At 72.6% G+C, this 23616-nt stretch carries 25 protein-coding genes, 1 pseudogene and 1 riboswitch; of the genes and pseudogenes, 13 read left to right on the forward strand and 13 right to left on the reverse strand.

Features of this window, described 5'->3' with window-relative positions; genetic code table 11:
- Nucleotides 1-11 precede the first annotated feature (11 nt).
- Nucleotides 12-935, reverse strand: a complete 924-nt coding sequence (locus ACYVMZ_RS08580) for a LysR family transcriptional regulator (protein ID WP_461077271.1) — start codon at nucleotides 933-935, stop codon at nucleotides 12-14.
- Nucleotides 936-1027: 92 nt separating this feature from the next.
- Between ACYVMZ_RS08580 and ACYVMZ_RS08585 the strand changes: the two genes are divergently transcribed.
- Nucleotides 1028-1654: a LysE family translocator gene (locus ACYVMZ_RS08585; protein WP_461077273.1), complete on the forward strand. Its 627-nt coding sequence runs from the start codon at nucleotides 1028-1030 to the stop codon at nucleotides 1652-1654.
- Here ACYVMZ_RS08585 and ACYVMZ_RS08590 read toward each other — a convergent pair.
- The 4 genes from ACYVMZ_RS08590 to ACYVMZ_RS08605 all read right to left on the reverse strand — a co-directional run bounded on the left by ACYVMZ_RS08590 (nucleotide 1587) and on the right by ACYVMZ_RS08605 (nucleotide 4231).
- Nucleotides 1587-2183 (reverse strand): DUF6328 family protein, encoded by a 597-nt coding sequence (locus tag ACYVMZ_RS08590; protein ID WP_461077275.1) that lies wholly within the window; start codon nucleotides 2181-2183, stop codon nucleotides 1587-1589. The genes ACYVMZ_RS08585 and ACYVMZ_RS08590 overlap by 68 nt on opposite strands.
- Before the next feature lie 79 nt (nucleotides 2184-2262).
- Nucleotides 2263-2736 (reverse strand): C40 family peptidase, encoded by a 474-nt coding sequence (locus tag ACYVMZ_RS08595; RefSeq protein WP_461077277.1) that lies wholly within the window; start codon nucleotides 2734-2736, stop codon nucleotides 2263-2265.
- Between the two features lie 3 nt (nucleotides 2737-2739).
- Nucleotides 2740-2930, reverse strand: a riboswitch (cyclic di-AMP (ydaO/yuaA leader).
- Nucleotides 2931-3282: 352 nt separating this feature from the next.
- The gene (locus ACYVMZ_RS08600) at nucleotides 3283-3591 is read right to left on the reverse strand and encodes a hypothetical protein (protein WP_461077279.1); all 309 of its coding nucleotides are present in this window, start codon (nucleotides 3589-3591) and stop codon (nucleotides 3283-3285) included.
- Between the two features lie 4 nt (nucleotides 3592-3595).
- Nucleotides 3596-4231: an ATP-dependent Clp protease proteolytic subunit gene (locus ACYVMZ_RS08605; protein ID WP_461077281.1), complete on the reverse strand. Its 636-nt coding sequence runs from the start codon at nucleotides 4229-4231 to the stop codon at nucleotides 3596-3598.
- Between the two features lie 150 nt (nucleotides 4232-4381).
- On the opposite strand from ACYVMZ_RS08605, the gene ACYVMZ_RS08610 reads away from it, so the two are divergent.
- Complete coding sequence (locus ACYVMZ_RS08610; RefSeq protein WP_461077283.1) at nucleotides 4382-4660, forward strand: type II toxin-antitoxin system Phd/YefM family antitoxin; 279 nt, start codon at nucleotides 4382-4384, stop codon at nucleotides 4658-4660.
- 75 nt (nucleotides 4661-4735) lie between these two features.
- Here ACYVMZ_RS08610 and ACYVMZ_RS08615 read toward each other — a convergent pair whose 3' ends face one another.
- Entirely contained in the window at nucleotides 4736-5752 is a 1017-nt protein-coding gene (locus tag ACYVMZ_RS08615) for an ABC transporter permease (RefSeq protein WP_461077285.1), read from the reverse strand.
- Nucleotides 5753-5871: 119 nt separating this feature from the next.
- Between ACYVMZ_RS08615 and ACYVMZ_RS08620 the strand changes: the two genes are divergently transcribed.
- From ACYVMZ_RS08620 to ACYVMZ_RS08655, 8 genes are all read left to right on the forward strand, one after another.
- The gene (locus ACYVMZ_RS08620) at nucleotides 5872-6501 is read left to right on the forward strand and encodes a TetR/AcrR family transcriptional regulator (protein WP_461077287.1); all 630 of its coding nucleotides are present in this window, start codon (nucleotides 5872-5874) and stop codon (nucleotides 6499-6501) included.
- Between the two features lie 167 nt (nucleotides 6502-6668).
- Nucleotides 6669-6971 carry an urease subunit gamma gene (locus tag ACYVMZ_RS08625; RefSeq protein WP_461077289.1) on the forward strand — a complete coding sequence of 101 codons (303 nt, stop codon included), beginning with the start codon at nucleotides 6669-6671 and terminating at the stop codon, nucleotides 6969-6971.
- 14 nt (nucleotides 6972-6985) lie between these two features.
- Entirely contained in the window at nucleotides 6986-7297 is a 312-nt protein-coding gene (locus tag ACYVMZ_RS08630) for an urease subunit beta (protein ID WP_461077291.1), read from the forward strand.
- Complete coding sequence (locus tag ACYVMZ_RS08635; protein WP_461077293.1) at nucleotides 7290-9011, forward strand: urease subunit alpha; 1722 nt, start codon at nucleotides 7290-7292, stop codon at nucleotides 9009-9011. The genes ACYVMZ_RS08630 and ACYVMZ_RS08635 overlap by 8 nt, the downstream gene beginning before the upstream one ends.
- Nucleotides 9012-9029: 18 nt before the next feature.
- A complete protein-coding gene (locus tag ACYVMZ_RS08640) occupies nucleotides 9030-9704 on the forward strand; it encodes an urease accessory protein UreF (RefSeq protein ID WP_461077295.1) in 675 nt (224 codons plus the stop codon).
- Nucleotides 9705-9973: 269 nt separating this feature from the next.
- Nucleotides 9974-10657, forward strand: coding sequence for an urease accessory protein UreG (gene ureG, locus ACYVMZ_RS08645; RefSeq protein WP_461077297.1), 684 nt, complete (start codon nucleotides 9974-9976; stop codon nucleotides 10655-10657).
- Entirely contained in the window at nucleotides 10654-11415 is a 762-nt protein-coding gene (locus ACYVMZ_RS08650) for an urease accessory protein UreD (RefSeq protein WP_461077299.1), read from the forward strand. Before ureG ends, ACYVMZ_RS08650 begins: the two co-directional genes overlap by 4 nt.
- Nucleotides 11416-11567: 152 nt before the next feature.
- Nucleotides 11568-13163, forward strand: a complete 1596-nt coding sequence (locus ACYVMZ_RS08655; RefSeq protein WP_461077301.1) for an alpha/beta hydrolase — start codon at nucleotides 11568-11570, stop codon at nucleotides 13161-13163.
- A gap of 109 nt (nucleotides 13164-13272) precedes the next feature.
- Here the strand turns inward: ACYVMZ_RS08655 and ACYVMZ_RS08660 are convergent.
- Both ACYVMZ_RS08660 and ACYVMZ_RS08665 read right to left on the reverse strand, forming a co-directional pair.
- A pseudogene (locus ACYVMZ_RS08660) lies at nucleotides 13273-14297 on the reverse strand (NAD-dependent epimerase/dehydratase family protein).
- Between the two features lie 59 nt (nucleotides 14298-14356).
- Nucleotides 14357-15082, reverse strand: coding sequence for a lysophospholipid acyltransferase family protein (locus tag ACYVMZ_RS08665; protein WP_461077303.1), 726 nt, complete (start codon nucleotides 15080-15082; stop codon nucleotides 14357-14359).
- 208 nt (nucleotides 15083-15290) lie between these two features.
- Here ACYVMZ_RS08665 and ACYVMZ_RS08670 point away from each other — a divergent pair, with 208 nt between their 5' ends.
- Nucleotides 15291-15746, forward strand: a complete 456-nt coding sequence (locus ACYVMZ_RS08670; protein WP_461077305.1) for an RpiB/LacA/LacB family sugar-phosphate isomerase — start codon at nucleotides 15291-15293, stop codon at nucleotides 15744-15746.
- A gap of 3 nt (nucleotides 15747-15749) precedes the next feature.
- Here ACYVMZ_RS08670 and ACYVMZ_RS08675 read toward each other — a convergent pair whose 3' ends face one another.
- The 5 genes from ACYVMZ_RS08675 to ACYVMZ_RS08695 form a co-directional block, all read right to left on the reverse strand.
- Complete coding sequence (locus tag ACYVMZ_RS08675) at nucleotides 15750-16979, reverse strand: PP2C family protein-serine/threonine phosphatase (RefSeq protein WP_461077307.1); 1230 nt, start codon at nucleotides 16977-16979, stop codon at nucleotides 15750-15752.
- Nucleotides 16980-17065: 86 nt separating this feature from the next.
- Nucleotides 17066-19522 carry a SpoIIE family protein phosphatase gene (locus ACYVMZ_RS08680; RefSeq protein ID WP_461077309.1) on the reverse strand — a complete coding sequence of 819 codons (2457 nt, stop codon included), beginning with the start codon at nucleotides 19520-19522 and terminating at the stop codon, nucleotides 17066-17068.
- Between the two features lie 144 nt (nucleotides 19523-19666).
- Nucleotides 19667-20893 carry an ornithine--oxo-acid transaminase gene (rocD, locus tag ACYVMZ_RS08685; protein WP_461077311.1) on the reverse strand — a complete coding sequence of 409 codons (1227 nt, stop codon included), beginning with the start codon at nucleotides 20891-20893 and terminating at the stop codon, nucleotides 19667-19669.
- Nucleotides 20890-21798, reverse strand: coding sequence for a dimethylargininase (gene ddaH, locus ACYVMZ_RS08690; protein ID WP_461077313.1), 909 nt, complete (start codon nucleotides 21796-21798; stop codon nucleotides 20890-20892). The genes rocD and ddaH overlap by 4 nt, the downstream gene beginning before the upstream one ends.
- A gap of 48 nt (nucleotides 21799-21846) precedes the next feature.
- Nucleotides 21847-22362, reverse strand: a complete 516-nt coding sequence (locus ACYVMZ_RS08695; RefSeq protein ID WP_461077315.1) for an Lrp/AsnC family transcriptional regulator — start codon at nucleotides 22360-22362, stop codon at nucleotides 21847-21849.
- A gap of 123 nt (nucleotides 22363-22485) precedes the next feature.
- On the opposite strand from ACYVMZ_RS08695, the gene ACYVMZ_RS08700 reads away from it, so the two are divergent.
- Nucleotides 22486-23235, forward strand: a complete 750-nt coding sequence (locus ACYVMZ_RS08700; RefSeq protein ID WP_461077317.1) for a LytR/AlgR family response regulator transcription factor — start codon at nucleotides 22486-22488, stop codon at nucleotides 23233-23235.
- 2 nt (nucleotides 23236-23237) lie between these two features.
- Nucleotides 23238-23597 (forward strand): hypothetical protein, encoded by a 360-nt coding sequence (locus tag ACYVMZ_RS08705; protein WP_461077838.1) that lies wholly within the window; start codon nucleotides 23238-23240, stop codon nucleotides 23595-23597.
- The last annotated feature ends 19 nt before the right edge of the window (nucleotides 23598-23616 follow it).

Below are 23616 nucleotides of genomic sequence, written 5' to 3' on the forward strand. Positions count from 1 at the left end.
TCCGGTGGATCTCACCCCTGGTGGGTCCGCCGGGCGCGGCCGAACGCGCCGCGCAGCAGCGCCCGGAACGCGTCGGCGGCCGGTGCCGCCTCGTCCGCGCGGTGCACGACCGAGATGGTGCGGCGCAGCTCTCCCGGCTCCAGCGGGCGCGTCCCGACCGGGGTGGCCGCCGTCCGCGCCACCATCTCCGGTACGACACCGACCCCGAGCCCCGCGCTGACCAGCGCGCACACCAGGGCGTATCCGGGCGTCGCGACCACCACCGACGGGGTGGCCCCGGCGCTGGCCAGGGCCGCCTCGACGCCCTGCCGGGCCGGATGGTCCGGCGCCATGCTGATCAGCGGCTGCCCGGCGAGCTCCGCCAGCGGCAGCCGTGACGTACCGCTGGTGAGGGCGTGCCCCGGGGCGGTCACCAGGACCAGCTCCTCGACGAGGACAGGTTCCGCACGGACCGCTCCGGGCAGCCGGACCGGATCGGCGGGTTCGTACGTGTGCGTCAGCGCCAGGTCGATCTCACCGGCGGCGACCGCGGCGACACCGGTCGGCGGTTCGTAGTCCGCGACGGTCAGCGCCACATCCGGATACGCCCGGTGAAACGCGCTGAGCACCGGCGGCAGCAGATGGATGCCCGCCGTCTGAAAGGTGCCGAGCCGGAGGGTGCCTCCCGTGAGGCCGGTCAGCCGCGCCAGTTCGTGCCGGGCCTGCTCCAGTTCGTCGAGGACGCGGCGGGCCCGCGCCACCAGCAGTTCGCCCGCGCCCGTGAGCCGCGCCCCGCGGTGATGCCGGACCAGCAGGGCCGTGCCCGCCTCCCGTTCCAGCTTGGCCAGTTGCTGGGAGAGCGCGGGCGGAGTGTAACCGAGCCGCTCGGCGGCCCGCGTGATCGAACCGGCCTCGGCGACGGCGACCAGCGCGGCGAGCCGGGTCGGGTCGTACATGTCTCGTCCTCCGGAGGCGTAAAGCACTGCTTAAGGCTCACGGAGCTTATTCGACATACCTGCTGAAGGCCCGGGCCCGGCAGGCTGGTCGCATGGACGCACAGCTCATCGCCTTCACCGGGGTCGCCGCGGGCATGGTCGCCATGCCGGGCGCCGATTTCACCGTCGTCGTGCGCAACGCGCTGGTGTCGCGCCGGGCCGGTGTCGCGTGCGCGCTCGGCATCGCGGCCGGGCTGCTCCTGCACACGGCGCTCGCGGTGGCGGGGGTCGCCGCGGTGCTGGCCGCCGTCCCGGCACTGTTCCGCGCGCTGCAACTGCTGGGCGGTGCCTATGTGCTGTACCTGGGCGTACGGACCCTGTGGGCGCTGCGGCAGCCGCGGAGCGCGGCCGTCGAGGACGACGGCAGGTCCGCCCTGCGCCCGCTGCGGCAGGGCTTCGTGACGAACGCGCTCAACCCCAAGGCGCCCATCACGTTCCTCAGCCTGCTGCCGCAGTTCGTGCCCGCGGGCAGTCCCGCGCTGCCCCGGACGCTGCTGCTCGCGCTGATCGTGGTCGTGCTCGCCCTGGTGTGGTTCCCGGCCGTGGCCCTGCTGGTGGACCGCCTCGGCCGGTGGCTGCGCGGACCGCGCGCCGCTCGGGTCGTCGAGGGCGTCACCGGTACCGCACTGACGGCTCTGGGCGCCGTTCTCCTCCTCGAACCGCTGGGTGCGGCGCCCTGACGGCGTCCTGGACCGGATCCGGGCCCTGGGAAGTGTCGTGGGCCGCGTCGGCCAGGCCCGCGCGGCGCACGAGCCGGGGAAGCAGCCCCCACAGGCCGGCACAGACGAGGAAGGTCGCCGCGCCCGCGGCGAGTCCACCGGCCCGGCCGGTCGTCACGTCCACGACCAGCGTGACCGATCCGCTGAACGCGAAGACCAGCACCACCAGGCCGATGGTGGCGAGCCGTGAGGAGACCTGCACGATGCGCGGCTTCGCGCCCTTCTGGAACAGGGAGCGGTGCAGCGCGGCCGGCGCGGTGAACAGCGCGGCGGCGAGGACGGCCAGCAGGAGGGCCGTGACGTACGTGACGCGCTGGACCGTGTCGAGGGACTCGAAGCGTGACGTGAAGGCGAGTGACAGCAGGAAGGCGAACAGGATCTGTACGCCCGTCTGGGTGACGCGCAGCTCCTGGAGCAGTTCCACGAAGTTGCGGTCGGCGCGTTCCAGCGGCGTCTCGTTGCGTGCGGTGCAGGGACGGTGCTCGGCCATGGGGGCACGAGTAGCCACCTGAGCCCGAATCACGCCCCGGCGGGGCGGCGGCACCCCGAGACGCCGCCGCCCGCGCGGATCACTTGACCCGGCCGTACCAGACGCTCTTGGTCCAGATCTTCTGCAGCCGCACCACGTCCCCGGTCTTCGGGGAGTGCCAGATCCTGCCCTTACCCGCGTAGATGCCGACGTGGTAGACGTTGCGACCCGAGTGGAAGAACACCAGGTCTCCCGCCTTGCGGTTCTTGGCGGAGATGTGGCGCGTCTTGTTGTACTGCTGGGCCGCCGTACGCGGCAGCTTCTTGCCCGCCTTCTTGAACGAGTACAGCGTGAGCCCCGAGCAGTCGAACCTGTGCGGTCCGGCGGCGCCCCACTTGTAGGGCGAGCCCTTCTTCGAGGCAGCGATCTGGAGCGCCTTGGTCGCCGGTGAGGCGGCCTGGGCCTCGGAGGTGAATCCGGGAGCCACGATCGAGCCGCCCACGGCGGCGATGGTCAGGGCCGAAGCCGTACCGGCTCGGGCCATCAGCGACGGGACACGATTGAGCGCAGTCATGCGCAACCCTTCGTCAGCCGCCTGTGAAGGATGACCTGTCGGATTCGGGCTGGCGAAGTAGCCCGGCCGCAAGCGAGCTTGCGGCTTCACCCCAAGGGCTGCTCGGAACTCACGCTCCGGCGACCCGTCGTGCTTGGGTCCTCCACTCCTGCCGATCCACTCCTGTCGACCGGTCATCCGGGCGGCGGCAGGACTCGGCGTCCGCCCGGACCGCCCCGCCGCGGCGGCGGGGGCTTGTCGTCAGACACGGATCTTGACTCATGGATGTCCGAAAATCCCAACGGAACCGGGGATTTGTGTTGTTACTCACCACTCACCCGTTCGGGTGGACAGCGTTGTGTTCGAGTCGCTGTCTACGGGCCCGAGGGGGCTCGGACCAGCGGCGGAATGTCCCATTCCGTCCGTGAGCTACGCGCGTTGCGCAAGCCTGACGGATCGAAAACAGTAGGTCTGGCTACTCCGAAAGGGGGTACGTCGTTCGGTCCGTTTGGAGTCGGGCCCGGACGCCTCGCCGATGGGGCGGGCGTCCGGACCGGTGGGGGAGCGTCAGATCCCGTTGGCCGGAGGAAGGGTGACGCGGGCGGTGCGCCGTTCGCCGTCCAGGACCCGCAGCGCCCGGGCCAGCGTGGCCGCGTGCAGTTCGCTCTCGCCCCGCTGGTGCATCACGGCCAGCGCGTCCCGCAGGGCGACCGCCTTGCCGACCAGGGCCTGGGCGGCGCGCAGTCCGCGGTAGGTGTCGCCGGGCAGGGCCGGGTTGATACGGCCGAGCAGGTCCACGACGTCGAGGTAACGGTCGATCAACTCCGCCTCGGCGCGCGTCAGCGCGGGCAGCGGCGGAAGTTCGGGTGGGAGCATCTGCTCACCTCCCGGTGGGCGGGGCGAGCGTGGCTTTGCGGCTCGGGACGATCCGGTCGGCCAGGCCGTACTCCACCGCTTCCTCGGCGTCGAGGACCTTGTCCCGCTCGATGTCCGCGCCGACCTGCTCGCGCGAGCGGCCCGTGTGCCGCGTGAGCATCTCCTCCAGGCGGGCCCGAATGCGCGTCAGCTCGTCGGCCTGGATCGCCAGATCGCTCGCCTGCCCGCGCACCGGATCGGGCACCTCGGGCTGATGGATCACCAGACGCGCGCCCGGCAGCACGAATCGCTTGCCCGGCGTGCCCGCCGCCAGCAGCACCGAGGCGCTCGCGCCGGCCTGGCCCAGGCAGATCGTCTCCACGTCGCAGGTGACGTACCGCATCGTGTCGTAGATCGCCGCCATGGCGTGGAAGGAGCCGCCGGGGGAGTTGATGTAGAGCGAGATGTCCCGGTCGGGGGCCTGGTGTTCGAGGTACATGAACTGGGCCATCACGTCGTTCGCCGACGTCTCGTCGATCTGCGTCCCGAGGATGACGATCCGCTCCTCCATCAACTTCGAGTACGGATCCATCGTCCGTTGCCCGAAGCCCGTGCGCTCCGTGAACTCGGGCAGGACGTGGCGGGCGGACGGTCGGGTCATGGCGAACCCCTCCTCGCGGGCGGTGCCGTCTCCGGCGGAGGTGTGTCCGGCGGAGTTGCCTTCCGGCAGGGCTGTCTCGGGCAGAACTGTCTCCGGCAGAACTGTCCCTGTAAAAAATGTACAGGACGTACATGACGTTATGATGGGTGTATGGCCTACGAGATTCCGGTGACGCAAGCCAGGGCTGAGCTCGCCGACCTGATCAACCGCGTGGTGTACGGCGGTGAACGCGTCGTCGTGACCCGGCACGGCAAGCCCCTCGTCGCCCTCGTCTCCGCCGATGACCTGCGGCGACTGGAAGACCAGCAGGAGCCCGCGGAGGAGCAGGTGATCAGCGCGGTCTCCACCGTCCGGGAGGTCGCGTCCGCTCCCGGCGAACAGCAGCGCTTCGGCATCGCGGCCCAGCACCGGGGGCCCCACCCCTCCTGACGGGCCGACACGAAAAGACCGCGCATCCCCGTCCGCTACAGCGGGGACGCACGGTCGCTTTCTGTGGGCCGCAGGTCAGCCGACGGGTGCGAGCTTGCGTTCGTCGGCCGCGCCCGCACGGTTCGCCGCCCGCGTGCTGAGGGTGCTGCCGAGCAGCACCGCGCCCAGGCCCAGGGCGGCCCACCAGGTCAGCGTCAGGGCGGGGCCGGTGGCCGCCGCGCCGTCGAAGTACGCCACCGAGCGCAGCAGGGTCGTGCCCGCCCCCGGCGGCAGCCACTGGCCGATCGCGCCGGCCGGCTCCGGCAGCATCTGCGGAGCCGATGCGGCTCCGGAGAACGGGTTGCCGAACAGCATCACCACGGCTGCCGCGATCCCGAGCCCCGCGGTGCCGACGAGGGCGGCGAGCCCGGCGACGGCGCCGCCGACGGCCAGCGTCGACAGCCCCAACGCGGCGGCCTCCGCCCACCAGTCGCCCGTCAGGACGTCGAGCCAGCTGTGCGCGACCGCCGCCGCGACCACACCCGCCAGGGCGGAGGCGCCGAGCAGCGCCGCCACGGCGCGCATGCCGCGCAGGCCCAGCACCGTGACCACCGAGCCCGCCGCGATACCGGCCAGCGCGAGCGGCAGCACGCTCGCGTTCAGGACCGCGCCGCGCGGGTCGTTCTCCGGGGCGGCCACGACGTCGACCGTGCTGACCCGCGCACCCTCGGACGCCGCCTGCTGGGCCACGGCCTGCTGGAGCGTCTGGGCGACGACCGGGCTCGCGGCCGACGCGGTGAGCAGCTTCGGGCCCCGGTCGGTGACGACGACCGCGCCGTAGACCGTCCGGTCCTCGATGGCGTCCCGGGCGGCGGCCTCGTCGGCGTAGCGGTGGATCGCGAAGGCGCCCTCGCGCCGCTCCAGTTGCTTCTCCACCTGGGCCGCCGCTGTGGCGGGCCCGGCCACGCCGAGCGGCAGATCGCGGGGCGCGGTGCGGGCGGCCGGCCAGGCGAAGGCCCACAGGGCCAGCGCCGCGAGGACGGGGACGAGGACGACGACCGCGACCAGCCGGCGGGCGACCGGCCTCTTCGGAGTAGCGGACGGGGTGGACATGGGGTCTCCCTCGGAGATGCGCGATCCAAAAAGAAGGATCGTTCGTTTTCGCTGTACCTCCACCGTCCGCCCGGGATGCCGTCTTGTCAAGAAGGAATGTTCGTTCTACGTTGTCGACCATGGCCCGCGTGTCCCAGGAACATCTCGACGCCCGCCGCCGCCAGATCCTCGACGGCGCCGCGCTCTGCTTCGCCCGCAACGGCTTCCACGCCACGTCCATGCAGGACGTGCTGAAGGAGGTCGGCCTGTCCGCGGGCGCCGTCTACCGCTACTTCAGCGGCAAGGAGGAGTTGATCGGCGCGATCGTCGACGAGGTGCTCGACGTGGTGGGCGGCACCTACGAGAGCGCGGCCGAGGAGAACCCGCCGCCCCTGCCCGACGTGCTGATCCCCCGGACCCTCGCCCGGCTGAAGGAGGCCCGGCCGGGCGTCGTGCACGACGGGGAGTGGATCTTTCCCCGGCTGATGATCCAGGTGTGGACCGAGGCGCCCCGCAGCGACGTCCTGTCGGCCACGATCCACGCCGGCTACGGCAGGGTCCGTGCCGCGTGGGCCAGGGTCGTGGAGCGCTACAAGGCCGCGGGCCTGATCGCCGAGGACGCCGACGCCGACGCCATGGCACGGGCGATGATCGCGCTCGCGCAGGGCTTCGCCGCGCAGATGGCGGTGTTCGGTGAGATGCCGCCCGAGATCCTGCGGGACGGAGTGCGGGCCTTGATGAGCGTGCGCGACCCGCGTACGGAGGCCTGAGCGGGGTCTGTGCGGGGCCTGTGCGGAGGTCCGAAGGGATCACAGCTCGGTTAACGTGCCCGAAACCCGGCCCAATTAGCCTGCCGATCCATGCCACCAGGGACTTTGCCCCGGGGCTGCGGCAACCGGACCCCGCACGGTCCGGAGCGAGGACTGTGAGGTGGGACGTGCAACTGACCCCGCACGAGCAAGAGAGGCTGCTGATCCACGTGGCGGCCGACGTGGCCGAGAAGCGCCGGGCCCGTGGGCTCAAGCTCAACCACCCCGAGGCCGTCGCCCTCATCACCTCGCACATCCTCGAGGGCGCGCGTGACGGCCGTACCGTCGCCGAGCTCATGGCCTCCGGGCGCAGGCTGCTCACCCGGGACGACGTCATGGAGGGCGTCCCGGAGATGATCCACGACGTCCAGGTGGAGGCCACCTTCCCGGACGGCACCAAGCTCGTCACCGTCCACGACCCGATCGTCTGACGGGGGAGGCCGCCGTGATCCCCGGAGAGATCCTGTTCGCCGACGACCCGATTGCCTACAACGAGGGCCGCGAGGTCACCCGGCTGACCGTCCTCAACGCCGCCGACCGGCCCGTCCAGGTCGGCTCCCACTACCACTTCGCCGAGGCCAATCCCGGTCTGGAGTTCGACCGCGCCGCCGCGCGCGGCAAGCGGCTGAACGTCGCCGCCGGCACCGCCGTCCGCTTCGAACCCGGGATCCCCGTCGACGTCGAACTCGTCCCGCTCACCGGCGCCCGGATCGTGCCGGGGCTGCGCGGCGAGACCGGAGGTGCCCTCGATGCCTGAGATCTCGCGTACCGCGTACGCAGACCTGTTCGGCCCGACGACCGGGGACCGCATCCGGCTCGCCGACACCGATCTGCTGGTCGAGATCGAGGAAGACCGTTCCGGCGGGCCCGGGCGCGCCGGTGACGAAGCCGTCTTCGGCGGCGGCAAGGTCATCCGCGAGTCCATGGGCCAGGCGCGCGCTACGCGCGCAGAGGGCACCCCGGACACGGTCATCACCGGCGCGGTGATCATCGACCACTGGGGCATCGTCAAGGCCGACGTCGGCATCCGCGACGGCCGGATCACCGGGATCGGCAAGGCGGGCAACCCGGACACGATGGACGGCGTGCATCCTGATCTGGTGATCGGGCCGGAGACCGAGGTGATCGCCGGTAATGGGCGGATCCTGACGGCGGGCGCGATCGACGCCCACGTCCACTTCATCTGCCCGCAGATCGCCGACGAGGCGCTGTCGGCCGGCATCACGACGCTGGTCGGCGGCGGCACCGGCCCCGCCGAGGGCTCCAAGGCCACCACCGTCACGCCCGGCCCCTGGCACCTGGCGCGGATGCTGGAGGCGATGGAGGCCTACCCGCTCAACATCGGCCTGCTCGGCAAGGGCAACACCGTCTCCCACGAGGCGATGCTGTCGCAGATCCGGGGCGGCGCGCTCGGCCTGAAGCTGCACGAGGACTGGGGCTCGACCCCGGCCGTCATCGACGCCTCGCTCACGGTCGCCGAGCGGACCGGCATCCAGGTCGCCATCCACACCGACACCCTCAACGAGGCCGGTTTCGTCGGTGACACCCTCGCCGCGATCGGGGGGCGCGGCATCCACGCGTACCACACCGAGGGCGCGGGCGGCGGGCACGCCCCGGACATCATGACCGTGGTCTCCGAGCCGCACGTGCTGCCCAGCTCGACGAACCCGACCCGGCCGTTCACCGTCAACACCGCCGAGGAACACCTCGACATGCTGATGGTGTGCCACCACCTCAACCCGGCGGTGCCCGAAGACCTGGCGTTCGCCGAGTCGCGGATCCGGCCGTCCACGATCGGGGCCGAGGACATCCTGCACGACCTCGGCGCCATCTCGATCATCTCCTCCGACTCGCAGGCCATGGGCCGGGTGGGCGAGGTCGTCATGCGGACCTGGCAGACGGCCCATGTGATGAAGCGGCGCAGGGGCGCACTGCCGGGGGACGGACGCGCCGACAACCACCGCGTACGCCGCTATGTCGCCAAGTACACGATCAACCCGGCGCTCGCGCAGGGGCTGGCGGGGGAGATCGGTTCCGTCGAGAGCGGCAAGCTGGCCGACCTGGTGCTGTGGGAGCCGGCCTTCTTCGGCGTCAAGCCGCAGCTCGTCATCAAGGGCGGGCAGATCGCGTACGCGCAGATGGGCGACGCCAACGCCTCCATCCCGACCCCGCAGCCGATCCTGCCGCGCCCCATGTACGGGGCGATCGGACGGGCGCCCGCGTCCAACTCGTTCAACTTCGTGGCGCCGCTCGCCCTCGAGGACGGGCTGCCGGAGCGGCTGGAGCTCGGGAAGCGGTTCGTGGCCATCGAGTCGACGCGGGGCGTCACCAAGGCGGACATGCGGGAGAACGACGCGCGGCCCGAGGTCCGCGTCGACCCCGATAGCTTCGCCGTCCACATCGACGGGGAACTGGTCGAGGCCACTCCGGCCGCCGAACTGCCCATGGCACAGCGGTACTTCCTCTTCTGACGGCGTCTGGGTGTTCTGATGTCACGAGCAGCACTTCTCGTCCTGGCCGACGGCCGCTTTCCCGCCGGAGGGCACGCGCACTCCGGCGGGGCCGAGGCGGCGGTCAAGGCCGGGCGGATCACCGGGGCGGCGAGCCTCGCGGACTTCTGCCGGGGGCGGCTGCACACGGCGGGGCTGGTGTCGGCGGCGCTGGCCACGGCGGCGGCGCTGGGCATCGACCCGGTCGCGCTGGACGCGGCCGCGGACGCCCGTACGCCGTCGCCCGCGTTGCGCGTCGCCGCGCGCAGGCTGGGGCGGCAGCTGACGCGGGCCGCCCGTGCGACCTGGCCGTCCGGGGAGCTCGATGCCGTGGCCCGGGCGTTTCCCAAGGGGGCGCATCAGCCGGTGGTGCTGGGGCTCGCGGCGCGGGCGGCCGGGCTGGGGCCGGTCGACGCCGCGTACTGCGCGGCGTACGAGAGCGTCAGCGGCCCGGCGACGGCGACGGTGCGGCTGCTGAGCCTGGATCCCTTCGACGCGACGGGCGTGCTGGCGCGGCTGGCGCCGGAGATGGACCTGGTCGCGGATCGGGCGGTGGAGGCGGCGCGGCGGGCGGTCGACGAGGGGGCCGACGCGCTGCCCGCGGCTTCCGCTCCGCTGCTGGAGATCGGGGCGGAGGTGCATGCGGCGTGGCCTGTGCGGCTCTTCGCGTCGTAGAGGGTCTCTTGCCCACCCACCCGAGCGAATCGGTGGGCCAGGAGGCTGACCCAGAGCCCGGGGCTCTGCCCCTTGACCCCGCCCGGGGCTCCGCCCCTTGACCCCGCCTTGGGGCTTCGCCCCTTGACCCCGCCGGGGCTTCGCCCCTGACCCCGTCGGCCTGAACGGCCTCGTCCTCGAACGCCGGACGGGCTGGATGAACCCCGTCCGTGCTGAAGAGCCACCGCCCAGAGCGAGGGCACCACCCAGAGAGTTTTGGAGCCGCCCGTATGCACCTCGACCACTCCCACCCCCACGACGGCCCCGCCGCCCTCAGCGCCGACGCCCGGCGCCCCGACGGCAGCCGCCGCGCCCTGCGGATCGGCCTCGGCGGCCCCGTCGGCTCCGGCAAGACGGCCACTGTCGCCGCGCTCTGCCGGGCCCTGCGGGACGAGCTGTCCCTGGCCGTCGTCACCAACGACATCTACACCCGCGAGGACGCCCAGTTCCTGCTCCGGGAGGCCGTGCTGCCGCCCGAGCGGATCACCGCCGTGGAGACCGGCGCCTGCCCCCACACCGCGATCCGGGACGACATCTCCGCCAACCTGGAGGCGGTGGAGGACCTGGAGGACGCCGTGGGGCCGCTGGACCTCATCCTGGTGGAGTCGGGTGGGGACAACCTCACCGCGACCTTCTCCAAGGGGCTCGTCGACGCGCAGATCTTCGTGATCGACGTGGCCGGCGGTGACGACATCCCCCGCAAGGGCGGTCCCGGTGTGACCACCGCCGACCTGCTCGTCGTCAACAAGACCGACCTCGCGCCGTACGTCGGCTCCGACCTCGGCCGGATGGCCGCCGACGCCAAGGCGCAGCGGGGCGAACTGCCGGTCGTCTTCCAGTCGTTGAGGAGCGAGACCGGGGTGAGGGACGTCGCCGACTGGGTGCGTGCGCAGCTCGCCGCGTGGACGGCATGACCGGGACGACCGGGGTGCGGGCCGTCGCGCGGATCCTCGCCCGGGACGACGGCCGGGGCGGGACCGCCCTGCCCGTGCTGGAGAGCGACGGCCCCCTGGCGCTGCGGCGGACGCGGGGGAGCGGTGCCGAGGCGCGTGTCATGCTCGTCGGCGCCATGAGCGGGCCGCTCGGCGGGGACCACTTCACCGTGGCGGCGGACGTGGCGCAGGGGGCCCGGCTGCGCGTCGGGTCGGCCGCGGCCACCATCGCGCTGCCGGGCCAGGCCAAGGGCGAGGCCCGCTACGACGTACGGCTCACCGTCGCCGACGGGGCCGAACTGCACTGGCTGCCCGAGCAGTTGATCTCCGCCCAGGGCAGCGACCTGCACGTCACGACACGCGTCGAGCTCGGTGCCACGGCCCGGCTGGTGCTGCGCGAGGAGCAGGTGCTCGGGCGCACCGGCGAGGAGCCCGGACGGCTCGGCAGCCGGCTGACCGTGCGGATCGCCGGGCGCACCGTCCTCGACCAGGAGCTGGCCTGCGGTCCCGGCGCCCCGGGCGGCTGGGACGGTCCCGCCGTACTCGCGGGCCATCGGGCCGTCGGCCAACTCGTCGTTGTCCGGCCGGAGTTCTCGGCGCAGCCGGTGACGGCGCGGGTGCTGGGGGAGAGCGCCGCCGTGATGCCGCTGGCCGGGCCCGCCGTGCTGGTGACGGCGGTGGCGGCGGACGGGCGGGTGCTGCGCCGGATGCTGGACGAGGCACTGGCGTCGCTGGGCTGACAGGCCGTCAGAGGGATATCCCCATCCGGATAGCGGGATATCCCTATCCGCTTATCGGATTGGCAAAGAAGGTCAACGCCCCCTGTCCTCAGGTGCCGCGCAGCCGCGAGGATCCCCGTACCCATTCGTCACCATGTACGGGGAGGTCCCCCTTGAGGGACACGAGAGCGAAGAGCCGGACCCTGGCGCTCGGTTCGGCCGGCACGATCGTCGCGGCCACCCTCATCGCCGGCGCCGTCACGGCACCCACCGCCGGCGCGGCCACCGGCCACCGGCAGGACCGCGAGGACCGGGGCGTCGCGATCGCCGCCGCCCGGGCCGCGAAGACCGGGATCGACTGGCGGGACTGTCCCGCCGACTGGGGGCTGGAGAAGCCGATCCAGTGCGGCTGGGTCACCGTGCCCCTCGACTACGCCAAGCCCTACGGCAAGCAGATCAAACTCGCCGTGGACCGGATAGCCAACACCGGGACGAAGGCGGAGCGCCAGGGCGCGCTCGTCTACAACCCGGGCGGCCCCGGCGGCTCCGGCCTGCGCTTCCCGCGCCGGGTCACCACCAAGAACCCCCTCTGGGCCAATGTGGCCAAGGCCTATGACTTCGTGGGCTTCGACCCGCGCGGCGTCGGCAAGTCCGCGCCCATCTCCTGCGTCGACCCGCAGGAGTTCGTCAAGGCGCCCAAGATGGACCCGGTGCCCGACTCCGAGGCCGACAAGCTCGCCCAGCGCAAGCTGGCCCGCGAGTACGCCGAGGGCTGCTACGAGCGCAGCGGCGCCATGCTGCCGCACATGACCACGCCGAACACCGCGCGCGACCTCGACGTCATCCGCGCCGCGCTCGGCGAGAAGAAGCTCAACTTCCTCGGCGTCTCCTACGGCACCTACCTCGGTGCCGTCTACGGCACCCTCTTCCCCGGCCATGTGCGCCGTATGGTCGTCGACAGCGTCGTCAACCCGTCCCGGGAGAAGATCTGGTACCAGGCCAACCTCGACCAGGACGTCGCCTTCGAGACGCGCTGGAAGGACTGGCAGGACTGGGTCGCGAAGAACGACGCGGCCTTCCACCTCGGTGACACTCGTGCCGAGGTCCAGGCCAAGTGGCTCGAACTGCGCGCCACGGCCAAGAAGAACCCCATCGGCGGGGTCGTCGGCCCGGCCGAGCTGATCTCCTTCTTCCAGAGCGCCCCGTACTACGACTCCTCATGGGTGCCGGTCGCGACGGTGATGAGCAAGTACTTCGCCGGTGACACCCAGGCGCTCGTCGACGCCGCCGCCCCGGACTTGTCCGACACCGCGGGCAACGCCGCCTCCGAGAACGGCAACGCCGTCTACACGGCCGTCGAGTGCGCCGACGCCAAGTGGCCCACCAGCTGGAAGAGGTGGGACCGCGACAATACGCGGCTGCACCGGGACCACCCGTTCATGACCTGGGCCAACGCCTGGATGAACCTGCCCTGCGCCACCTGGCCCGTCAAGCAGCAGACGCCGCTGAACGTCAAGACCCGCAAGGGACTTCCGCCCGTGCTGATCGTCCAGTCGGAGCGTGACGCGGCCACCCCGTACGAGGGTGCCGTCGAACTGCACCAGCGGTTCAAGGGCTCCCGCCTGATCACCGAGAAGGACGCGGGTTCCCACGGGGTCACCAGCCTGACCAACCCGTGCGTCAACACCCGCGTGGACACCTACCTGCTCACCGGCGAGCTCGACGGCGCGGACGTCACCTGCGCCCCGCACGCCACGCCGAAGCCGTAGGCGGCTTCCGTACGGCGGTGAGGGGCGGCCGGGGACTCGGACTCCGGCCGCCCCTCGCCTACGCCGCGAACCAGGCGTCCTCCGCTCAGGCCGCGAACCAGGCGCCCGCTCAGGCCGCGAACCAGGCGTCCTCCGCCGCGTAGTCGAAGAGGCCGGGGTAGACCCGCGCGAGGATCGGGAACGCCTCCCGCCAGTCCCGCTCGGACAGCCGGCGGGTGAGCCAGTCGACGGTCTTAGGCAGGCTCTCGGTGTAGGACACGACCGGGCGGTAGCCCAACTCCCGCCGCGCCGCGGACATGTCGCACACCACCGGGAGCGGCACCGACCAGGGCGAGCGCCCCACGGACGGCGCCGGTTCCGGCCCGTCCAGCAGAGCCGTCCCGGTCTCGGCCCCCATGACCGCGTCGATCGCCGCGCCGATCTCGGCCACGGTCGGCGCCTCGGGATCGCAGGCGTTGAGTGCCCGCGAGCCGGGCCGGGCCGCCGCCAGCCGGACGAGCTCCGCGATGGTGCGGGCGGCCGCCGGGTGGAACCGGCTCTCGCCACCGTGGGCGAGCACCCGCCGACGCCGGCCGTCGAGGTTGCGCTTCACGAAATAGAGCTCGCGGGGGAGCGGGCTGTACGGCCCGTGGATCGCGCCGGCGCGCAGCAGTGTCGTCGGCAACCGGTCGCCCGCCGCGAGGAGTTCGCGCTCCAGGGCCGCCTTGCCCGTGCTGTACGTGGTGTCGCCCGGCGGGACCGTCGGCTGGTCCTCCGGGATCGGCACGGGATACTCGGGGAAGCCGTCCGGCTCGGCCATCGTGTCGAAGCCGCGCCTCTTTGCGTCCTCGTACACCGAGACGGTGGAGATCACCACGCCGAGCCGATGCGGTCGGCCAGGGCCGTCAACTGCCGTGCGTGCCGGGCCCCGTAGGCGACGATGTCGACCACGGTGTCGCAGCCGTCACCGAGCACCGCGGCCAGCGCCGCGTCGTCCTCCCGGTCGAGCCGCACCGCCCGTACCCCGCCCGGCCAGCTCGCGTCCCGGCCCCCGCCGCGCGACGCGGCCGTCACCTCCCAGCCGTCCCGCGCCAAAGCGTGCACCACCGGCCGGCCGATCTGGCCCGTCGCTCCGATCACCACAGCACGTCGCATGCCGCGACCCTACGGCCGGGCGGGACCGGCGCACCACGGTGCTCTGCCGACAGCAGACCTCAACTCAGCGGCAGCCGCGGGAACCTGCGTTCCCTCTCCGCCTGCCGCGCGGTCTCCTGCGCCTTGACGACGGCCGCGTACTCGTCGACGTACTCCTGCCCGGACAGGGACAGGATCGCGTACATGATCTCGTCGGTGACCGCGCGCAGGATGGCCTTCTCGTTCTCCATGCCGGTGTAGCGGGAGAAGTCGAGGGGCTCGCCGAAGCGGATCACCACGGGGTGGAGGTTGGGGATGACCTTGCCCGGCGGCTGGGCCTCGAAGGTGCCGATCATCGCGCACGGAATGACCGGAACCCCCGCCTTGAGCGCCATCACCGCGACGCCGACCTTGCCCTTGTACAGGCGGCCGTCGTGCGAGCGCGTGCCCTCCGGGTAGATACCGAGCAGCTCCCCCTTGCTCAGCACACCGAGGCCCTCGCGGATCGCGGCCTGGCCCGCCTCCTTGCCGGTGCGGTCGACCGGGATCTGCCCGGCGCTGCGGAAGAAGGCCGCGGTGAGCCGGCCCTTGAGGCCGGGGCCCGTGAAGTACTCCTTCTTGGCGAGGAACGTGATGCGCCGCCTGAGGACCGCGGGCATCAGGAAGTGGTCCGAGAACGACAGATGGTTGCCGGCGACGATGGCCGGGCCCGACTCCGGAACGTGCTCCAGGCCCTCGATGCGCGGCCGGAAGGCGAGTCTCAGCAGCGGGCCCAGCAGCACGTATTTGAGCAGGTGGTAGAACAAGGGCGCTCCTCGACTCGTGCGGGTGGGCGGGGCCGCCGCGTTCCAGCAGGTCGACCGGCATGTCGTGGGCTGTCAGTGTAGGTGCAGGCACCGCCGCCCGACACTACGCGTGACCGGACCAGGCCGTTTCTTCTCCGATGTACTGACCACTCATCAGACGGTCCTTCGGGACCCGCGTCGAGTGGCCGCACGGAGTAGTCTCCGAAGCATGCGGATCTCTGTTTCCTCGGACATGGACGAACCGGTCGCCCGCTCCCTCGTCGCCGAGCTGCGCGACCGCGGTCACGAGGTGCTGCCGCACGGCGCCCTGCGCCCCGGGGAGGACACCCAGTGGGCGGTGTGCACCCAGGCGGCGGCCCGCGAGGTCGCGGACGGGACGGCGGACCAGGCGGTGGTGTGCTGCTGGACCGGCACCGGCGCCTCGATCGCCGCGAACAAGGTGCCGGGCGTACGGGCCGCCCTGTGCACGGACGCCTACACGGCGGATGGGGCGCGCCGCTGGAACGACGCCAACGTGCTGGCCCTCAGCCTGCGGCTGACGTCGGAGCCGCTGCTGAAGGAGATCCTCGACGCCTGGTTCGCGGGCGAGCCGAGCCGGGACGCCGAGGACCGGGAGAACGTGGACCGGGTCGGGCGGCTCGGCCATGAGCGGAGCCCCTCGTAGGGGTCACAGCCGCACGATGATCAGCGCCGTGTCGTCGGTGGCGCCGCCGGGTGGCAGCAGTTCCCGCAGCACGGTGTCGGCCAGGGTCTCGGGGTCCTGGTCCCGGTGGCGGCTGAGGGAGTCGGCGAGACGGGCCAGCCCGGTGTCGATGTCCTCGCGGCGCCGTTCGATCAGGCCGTCGGTGTACAGCACGAGGATGGCGCCCTCCGTGTACGTGGTACCGGCCTGGGGCCGCGGGATCGGGTCGGGGCGGGCGTCGAGCGGTGTGTCGGTGGCCTGGTCGAGGAACTCCACGCGGCCGTCGGGATGGACCAGCGCGGGCGGGGGATGCCCGGCGCTGCTGTAGGTGATGGAGTGGCGGCCGCAGTCGATGAAGGTCGTGACCGCGGTCGCCGACTCGGCGCCGTCGACCACGTGGGCGTAGCGCCCGAGCACGTCCAGCGCCTGGGCGGGCCCCGTGGCGACCCGGGAGGCGGCGCTGAGCGCGCTGCGCAGCTGGCCCATGACACCGGCGGCCGCCAGCCCGTGGCCGACCACGTCGCCCACGGACACGCCGATGCGGTCGCCGCCGACCAGGTCGACCAGGTCGTACCAGTCCCCGCACACGTTGAGCGCGCCCACGGCGGGCCGGTAGCGCACGGCGGCCGGGTGGTGGCCGACCTGCCGGGGCGCGGGCAGCATCGCCTCCTGCAGGGCCAGCGCCACCTCGCGTTCCCGGGCGTGCGCCTGGCGCAGGCGCTCGTTGACCTCCTGCAGTTCACGTGCGCGCGTGTACAGCTCGGCCTCCAGCACCCGGTCCCGGCCGCCGCCGGGGCGGCCACGGGCCCGGATCAGCTCGGTGACCTCCTCGACGCGGTGCACGATGAGGACGACCTTCCCGTCGGGGCCGTGCACCGGAGCGTTCACCGGGCTCCAGTAGCGCTCCTGCCACTGACCGGGCCGGGTCGGGTCCTCGACGTCGTAGCGCTGCAACGCCATGGCGTCGCGCTCGCCGGTGGTCAGGACCCGGTACAGCGAGGCCGCCAGGTTGCGCATGCCGGTCGCGGCGGGGTCGTTGGGGTTGTCCGGGAAGACGTCGAACAGGTAGCGGCCCACCAGCTGTTCGCGGGTCCGCCCGGACATGCGGACGAACTCCTCGTTGACGTCCGCGTACACCAGGTCCGGCGTGAGCAGCGCCACCATGCCGGGCAGGCTCTGGAACACCGCCGCGTAGTCGATCGCCGCATCCGTCATGGCCACCGCCTCATCGCCGGGATCGCACCAGTTTCGCATGTTATGTGCGGCCTGAGCAGGGGACGGACGGCACCTGGGGGTCCGGGTCAGCCCGCGAGTCCGTTGAGTGACTGCTCGGCCCAGATGATCTTCCCGTCGGGGATGAACCGGGTGCCCCACCGCTGGGTGAGCTGGGAGACCAGCAGCAGCCCGCGTCCGCCCTCGTCGGTGGTGCGGGGGTGGCGCAGGTGGGGCGCGGTGGCGCCGCCGTCGAAGACCTCGCAGACCAGGGCGCGTTCCCGGATCAGGCGCAGCCGGATGGGACCGGTGGCGTACCGGATGGCGTTGGTGACCAGTTCGCTGACCACCAGCTCCGTGGTGAACACCACCTCGTCCAGGCCCCACAGCGCCAGCTGCCGGGTGGCCGCCTTGCGGGCCTCGGCGACGACGGCCGGGTCGGCGGGCAGCTCCCAGGCCGCGACCTGCTCCGCACCGAGGCGTTTCGTGTGGGCCATCAGCAGGGCCACGTCGTCGTACGGCCGGGCCGGGACCAGCGCGTCGACCACGGCCCGGCAGCGCAGGTCGAGCGAGGCGGCGGCCCGTTCCAGGGCCCGGCGCAGCCGGTCCCGGTCCGCGTCGACGGTCCCGGTCTCGCCGCGGGCCAGCAGCCCGTCGGTGTGCAGGGCGAGTGTGCTGCCCTCCGCCAGGGTCAGCTCGACCGCCTCGAAGGGCGGGCCGCCCACCCCGAGGGCCGGTCCCTGCGGGAGCTCCACGAACCGCACCGTGCCGTCGGGCTCGACGACGGCGGGCGCGGGATGGCCGGCGGCGGCCATGGTGCACCGCCCGTCGACGGGGTCGTAGATCACGTACACGCAGCCCGAGCCGACGGCCTGGGTCCGGTCGGCTCCCCCGCCCACCTCGAAGCCCTCCTCCCGCGCCGACCGGGCCACCAGGTCGTCGAGGTGGGCGAGCACCTCCTCGGGCGGCAGATCCAGCGCGGCGAGGGTCCGTACGGCGGTCCGCAGCCGGCCCATGGCCGCGGCGGCGTCGATGCCGTGCCCGGGCACCTCGCCCACGACGAGCGCGACCCGCGCCCCGGACAGCGGGATGAGGTCGTACCAGTCGCCGCCGAGGCCGGTCAGCTCGTCGGCCGGCCGGTAGCAGGCCGCCACCTCCACCGCGTCCTGCTCGGGCAGCCGGTGGGGCAGCAGGCTGCGCTGCAGCACCAGCGCGGCGTCGCGCTCGCGGGTGTAGCGCCGGGCGTTGTCCACGCAGACGGCCGCACGCGAGACGAGGTCCTCGGCCAGGTTCAGGTCGTCCGCGTCGAAGGGATCCTGGTGGCGGCGGCGGAAGAACGTGGTGACCCCGAGGGTGGTGCCCCGGGCCCGGATCGGCACGATCATCACGCTGTGCAGGCCCAGCTCCAGGAAGGTGGCCTCCTGGCGGCCCGGCGTGTCCGTGGCCCAGTGCCGGGCGAGCGGATCGAGCCGCTCCGCACGCCAGGAGCGGCCGGTGACCAGGCAGCGGATCGGGGGAGCTCCGGCCAGGTAGGTCGCCACCGCGCCGATCTCCACGACGGCCTCCGGGACACTCGCGTCGATCGACCGGTGCCCGGCGCGGCGCAGCGTGACGGTGTCGGTGTCCGCGAGCGGCCCGGGCGGCAGCTCCGCTCCCCGCAGCACCGGCTCCAGCAGGTCCACGGTGACGAAGTCGGCGAGCTCCGGCACGGCCACGTCGGCCAGCTCCTGAGCGGTACGGAAGATGTCCAGGCTGCGCCCGATGTGCTCGCCGGCCCGGTCCAGCAGGGCCAGCCGCTGCCGGGCGCGGTGCCGCTCGGTGATGTCGACGACGGTGTAGTACACGCCCATGGGGTGGCCGTGCTCGTCCTCGAGCCGGGTGAACGACAGCATGTGCGCGGTCTCCCGCAGCGGCGCCGACCGGACGCGGCCCACGTGCTCGTATCCGGAGACCGGCTCACCGGTCTCCAGCACGTGCCGCATCTGCGCCTCGATCGCCTCCACGTCCAGGCCGGGCTGGACGTCCGCGAGCCGCAGCCCCAGCCGGCGATGCGCGGGGCCGCCGCCGAACTGCTCCAGGGCGGCGTTCGACCACACGAAGCGCAGGTCGGTGTCCACGATCGCGATGCCGACCGGCGATCCGGCGGCCATCTGCTCCAGCACGGTCCGGCTCATGTCCCAGCCGGGCGCCTGGGCCAGCTCCGACACCAGCACCAGCCACTGGGCGGGGCCGCCCGCCTGAAGGGTGCAGGTGATCCGCACCATGACCCTGACCGGCCGCCCGTCCCTGTGCCGGGCCGTCAGCAGGCCCGCCCATCCGCCGTCCCTGCGGCAGCGCTCGACCAGGTCCGGCACCCGTGCCGCGTCCTCGTCGGCCAGCAGGTCGGCCAGCTTCCTGCCCACCGCCTCGGAGGCCGGGTACGCCAGCAGCCGCTGGGCGTCCCTGGTCCAGCTCGTCACCACGCCCTGTGCGTCGAGCACCAGGGGCGCGGCGTCGGCCACGTCGAACCGCTGCCGGGCAACGTCGTGCTCCTCGTGTATGCCCACGGTCGACCTCTCTGTCGCTGAGAGTGGTCTACCACCACTTGTCTCAATCTTCACCCTTCCAGCGGGGAGAGGGCGGGTTGTGGGGGGCCGCTCACAGCAGGGCGGGGCGGCCTCCGCAGAGACGGCCCCGCCTGGGTGTGTGGGTCACGCCCCTTGCGCGAGCACCTTCTCCAGCGTTCCCAGCGCCCCCTGGAGCTCGTCGGCGGTGATGGTCAGCGGTGGCGCGACGCGGATCGTGGAGCCGTGGGTGTCCTTGACGAGGATTCCCTCCCGCATGAGGCGTTCGCCGATCTCGCGGCCCGTACCGAGGGCCGGGTCGATGTCCACGCCCGCCCACAGCCCGCGCGAGCGGAAGCCGACGACACCGCGGCCGACCAGCCCCTGGAGCCCCTCGCGCAGCAGCACGCCCAGCTCGGTCGCCCGGCGCTGGAACTCGCCCGTCTCCAGCAGCTCGACCACCGCCGTGCCGACCGCGGCGGCCAGCGGGTTGCCGCCGAACGTGGAGCCGTGCTCACCCGGGTGCAGCACCGAGAGCACCTCCCGGCGGGCGACCACCGCCGACACCGGGACGATCCCGCCGCCCAGCGCCTTGCCGAGCAGCACCACGTCCGGCATCACCGACTCGTGCTCGACGGCGAGCGTGCGGCCCGTACGGCCGAGCCCCGACTGGATCTCGTCCGCCATGAACAGGCAGCCCCTGCGCCGGGTCAGCTCCCGTACGCCGGTCAGGTAGCCGTCGTCCGGGATGATGACGCCCGCCTCGCCCTGGATGGGCTCGATGAGCACCGCCGCGGTCGTCTCGTCGACGGCCTCCTCCAGCGCGGCCAGGTCGTTGTACGGCACGATCCGGAACCCGGGTGTGAACGGGCCGAAGCCCGAGCGTGCCGTCTCGTCCGTGGAGAAGCTGACGATCGTCGTCGTACGGCCGTGGAAGTTGTCCGCCGCGACCACGATCGTCGCCCGGTCGGCGGGGACGCCCTTGACGTCGTACGCCCACTTGCGGGCCACCTTGACGCCGCTCTCCACCGCCTCCGCGCCGGTGTTCATGGGCAGCACCATGTCCAGGCCGGTCAGCGCGGCCAGCCGCTCGGCGAACTCGGCGAGCCGGTCGTTGTGGAAGGCGCGCGAGGTGAGGGTGAGCCGGTCCAGCTGGCGGTGGGCCGCCTCGATCAGCGCGGGGTGCCGGTGCCCGAAGTTGAGGGCCGAGTAGCCGGCCAGCATGTCGAGGTAGCGGCGGCCCTCCACGTCCTCCACCCAGGTGCCCTCGGCGCGCGAGACGACCACGGGCAGCGGGTGGTAGTTGTGCGCGAGGACCGGCTCCTCCGCGCGGATCAGCTCGGCGGAGCCACGGGTGTGGGCGGGTGCGGTCATGAGCGGGTCTCCCGGATTTCCTGGGTGCAGCACTTGATGCCACCGCCGGCCTTGTGGAACTCGGACAGGTCGACGGGGACGGGGGCGTAGCCGCGGGCGGCGAGTTGGTCGGCGAGGGCCGTCGCCCCCGGTGGGATGAAGACGTGACAGCCGTCGGAGACGGAGTTGAGGCCGAAGGCCAGCGCGTCCTCACGGGTCGCGATCACCGCGTCCGGGTAGAGCCGCGCGAGCACCTCGCGGCTGCCGGGCGAGAACGCCTCGGGGTAGTAGGCGATGTTCCCGTCGCCCTCGTCGTCGAGGACGAACAGCGCGGTGTCCAGGTGGTAGAAGTACGGATCCACCAGTGTCAGGCTGATCACCGGGATCCCGAAGAACTCCTGCACCTCGCGATGCGCCTCGCGAGTGGTGCGGAACCCCGTGCCGGCCAGGATCCAGCGGCCGGCCGGGACCAGGTCGCCCTCGCCCTCGCAGACGGACTCGGGGTGGTAGACCTCGAAGCCCGCCGCCTTGAACCACGCCTCGTACGGCACGGACTCGGGACGGCGTTCGGGCGCGTGGAAGAGGGAGCCGAAGACACGGCCCTCCACGACGACCGCCGCGTTCGCGGCGAACACCATGTCGGGCAGGCCGGGCACCGGCTTCACGGTGTCCACGGTATGCCCGTGGTCGCGGTAGGTGTCGACCAGCGCCTGCCACTGGTCCAGGGCGCGGATGACGTCGACCGGCCGGTCGGGACGCATCCAGGGGTTGATCGCGTACTGCACGGCGAAGTGTCTGGGTACGCAGACGAGGAAGCGCCGCCGGCGCGGCACACGGGAGTCGGGCACAGAGGGGTTCCTCCGCTTCCTGACGGTGTGTGACTGAGGGTTGACACCACGGTAGGAAGCGACGGGGACGGGCGACAAGGAACGAGAGCTGCGTGTTCGCGCAGGAATCCTGCGACTTCAAGCCGCTCAGCGCATGTCTGCTGCGCCTTCCCCGGTCTCTTCCGGCGCGGGCTGGCTGGCGCCGGCCTCCGGGCTCTCCGGAATCAGATGGGACAGCACCATCACGCTGATCGTCTTCCGGATGAACGGCTCCGCGCGGATCCGCTCCAGCACCTCCTCGAAGTGCTCCACGTCCCGCGCCCGCACGTGCAGCAGCGCGTCGGCGCCGCCCGTCACCGTCATCGCCGCGGTGATCTCCGGGTGGTTGCGGACCACCTCCGCCAGCCGCCTGGGCGGGGCGGCGCCCTCGCAGTACACCTCGACGTACGCCTCCGTGCGCCAGCCCAGCGCCGACGGCTTCACCGTCGCCGTGAACCCGGTGATCACCCCCGTCTCGCGCAGCCGGTCCACCCGGCGCTTGACCGCCGTCGACGACAGCCCGATGGCCGCGCCGATCTCCGTGAAGGACGTCCTGGCGTTCGCCATCAACGCGGTGATGATCTTCCGGTCGAGCTCGTCGAACGGCGTGGGCCTGCTGTTCATGCGGGCACTGTATCCAGGGCGCCGTCGCGCCGTGGGCAGCACAAACGGCGCCCTCGCGGCCGGCGGGAACGTCCACGGCCGGCACATGTCCAGACGTGCGAATTCCACCTACACTCCACGTTCATGCTGCGCGCCCTCGCCGTCGACGACGAACGCCCCTCGCTGGAGGAGCTGCTCTACCTGCTGCACGCGGACCCCCGCATCGGCAGCGCGGAGGGCGCCGGTGACGCGACCGAGGCACTGCGGCGCATCAACCGCGCGCTGGAGTCCGGGCCGGACGGGCCGGAGGCGATCGACGTCGTCTTCCTGGACATCCAGATGCCCGGCCTCGACGGGCTCGACCTGGCCCGGCTGCTCACCGGGTTCGCCCAGCCGCCGCTCGTCGTGTTCGTCACCGCCCACGAGGACTTCGCCGTCCAGGCCTTCGACCTCAAGGCCGTCGACTACGTCCTCAAGCCGGTCCGCAAGGAGCGGCTCGCGGAGGCCGTACGGCGGGCCGCCGAGCTGCGCGGCACCGCCCCGCGCATCCCCGTGCACGAGCCGGACCCCGACCACATACCCGTGGAGCTCGGCGGTGTGACCCGGTTCGTCGCCGTCGACGACATCACGCACGTCGAGGCGCAGGGCGACTACGCCCGCCTGCACACCGACAAGGGCAGCCACCTCGTCCGCATCCCGCTGTCCACGCTGGAGGAGCGCTGGCGCTCCCGCGGCTTCGTCCGCATCCACCGCCGCCATCTGGTCGCCCTGCGCCACATCGGCGAACTGCGCCTGGACGCGGGCAGCGTGAGCGTCCTGGTCGGCTCCGAGGAACTCCAGGTCAGCAGGCGCCACGCCCGCGAACTGCGGGATCTGCTCATGAGGAGGTCGTGACGGTGCCCCAGGACCACACCGAACGCCGCGTCGTCGTCACCGGCCCGCCCCGCCGCACGCGCCGGGCCTCCGGCTACTACCGCCCGCGCACCGAGATCGACGAGCAGACCACCCTCGGCCACACCTACGTCCGCTCCCTCATGCGCACCCAGCTGCGCGCCGCCCTCGGCGTGCTGGCGGTCCTCATGCTGCTCGTCGGGCCCCTGCCGCTGCTCTTCGCGGCGACCGAGGAGTCCCGCCGCCTGGAGTGGGCGGTGCTCGGCTTCGGCCTGTACGTCCCGCTGGTCCTGCTGGCCCGCTGGTACGTGCGGCGCGCCGAGCGCAACGAACGGGACTTCGTCCGGCTCGTCGAGGACCGATGACGCCGCATGCCTGCTCAGC

The sequence above is a fragment of the Streptomyces deserti genome (assembly GCF_054782695.1).

Excerpts from the sequence above, each read along its gene's own strand:
- ACYVMZ_RS08615 (WP_461077285.1), bottom strand. The coding sequence starts at position 5,752 with ATGTCCACCCCGTCCGCTACTCCGAAGAGGCCGGTCGCCCGCCGGCTG.
- ACYVMZ_RS08585 (WP_461077273.1), top strand. The coding sequence starts at position 1,028 with ATGGACGCACAGCTCATCGCCTTCACCGGGGTCGCCGCGGGCATGGTC.
- ACYVMZ_RS08635 (WP_461077293.1), top strand. The coding sequence starts at position 7,290 with ATGCCTGAGATCTCGCGTACCGCGTACGCAGACCTGTTCGGCCCGACG.
- ACYVMZ_RS08610 (WP_461077283.1), top strand. The coding sequence starts at position 4,382 with ATGGCCTACGAGATTCCGGTGACGCAAGCCAGGGCTGAGCTCGCCGAC.
- ACYVMZ_RS08675 (WP_461077307.1), bottom strand. The coding sequence starts at position 16,979 with ATGACGGATGCGGCGATCGACTACGCGGCGGTGTTCCAGAGCCTGCCC.
- ACYVMZ_RS08605 (WP_461077281.1), bottom strand. The coding sequence starts at position 4,231 with ATGACCCGACCGTCCGCCCGCCACGTCCTGCCCGAGTTCACGGAGCGC.
- ACYVMZ_RS08670 (WP_461077305.1), top strand. The coding sequence starts at position 15,291 with ATGCGGATCTCTGTTTCCTCGGACATGGACGAACCGGTCGCCCGCTCC.
- rocD (WP_461077311.1), bottom strand. The coding sequence starts at position 20,893 with ATGACCGCACCCGCCCACACCCGTGGCTCCGCCGAGCTGATCCGCGCG.
- ureG (WP_461077297.1), top strand. The coding sequence starts at position 9,974 with ATGCACCTCGACCACTCCCACCCCCACGACGGCCCCGCCGCCCTCAGC.
- ACYVMZ_RS08600 (WP_461077279.1), bottom strand. The coding sequence starts at position 3,591 with ATGCTCCCACCCGAACTTCCGCCGCTGCCCGCGCTGACGCGCGCCGAG.
- ACYVMZ_RS08590 (WP_461077275.1), bottom strand. The coding sequence starts at position 2,183 with ATGGCCGAGCACCGTCCCTGCACCGCACGCAACGAGACGCCGCTGGAA.
- ACYVMZ_RS08640 (WP_461077295.1), top strand. The coding sequence starts at position 9,030 with ATGTCACGAGCAGCACTTCTCGTCCTGGCCGACGGCCGCTTTCCCGCC.
- ACYVMZ_RS08700 (WP_461077317.1), top strand. The coding sequence starts at position 22,486 with ATGCTGCGCGCCCTCGCCGTCGACGACGAACGCCCCTCGCTGGAGGAG.
- ACYVMZ_RS08620 (WP_461077287.1), top strand. The coding sequence starts at position 5,872 with ATGGCCCGCGTGTCCCAGGAACATCTCGACGCCCGCCGCCGCCAGATC.
- ACYVMZ_RS08580 (WP_461077271.1), bottom strand. The coding sequence starts at position 935 with ATGTACGACCCGACCCGGCTCGCCGCGCTGGTCGCCGTCGCCGAGGCC.
- ACYVMZ_RS08650 (WP_461077299.1), top strand. The coding sequence starts at position 10,654 with ATGACCGGGACGACCGGGGTGCGGGCCGTCGCGCGGATCCTCGCCCGG.
- ACYVMZ_RS08595 (WP_461077277.1), bottom strand. The coding sequence starts at position 2,736 with ATGACTGCGCTCAATCGTGTCCCGTCGCTGATGGCCCGAGCCGGTACG.
- ACYVMZ_RS08695 (WP_461077315.1), bottom strand. The coding sequence starts at position 22,362 with ATGAACAGCAGGCCCACGCCGTTCGACGAGCTCGACCGGAAGATCATC.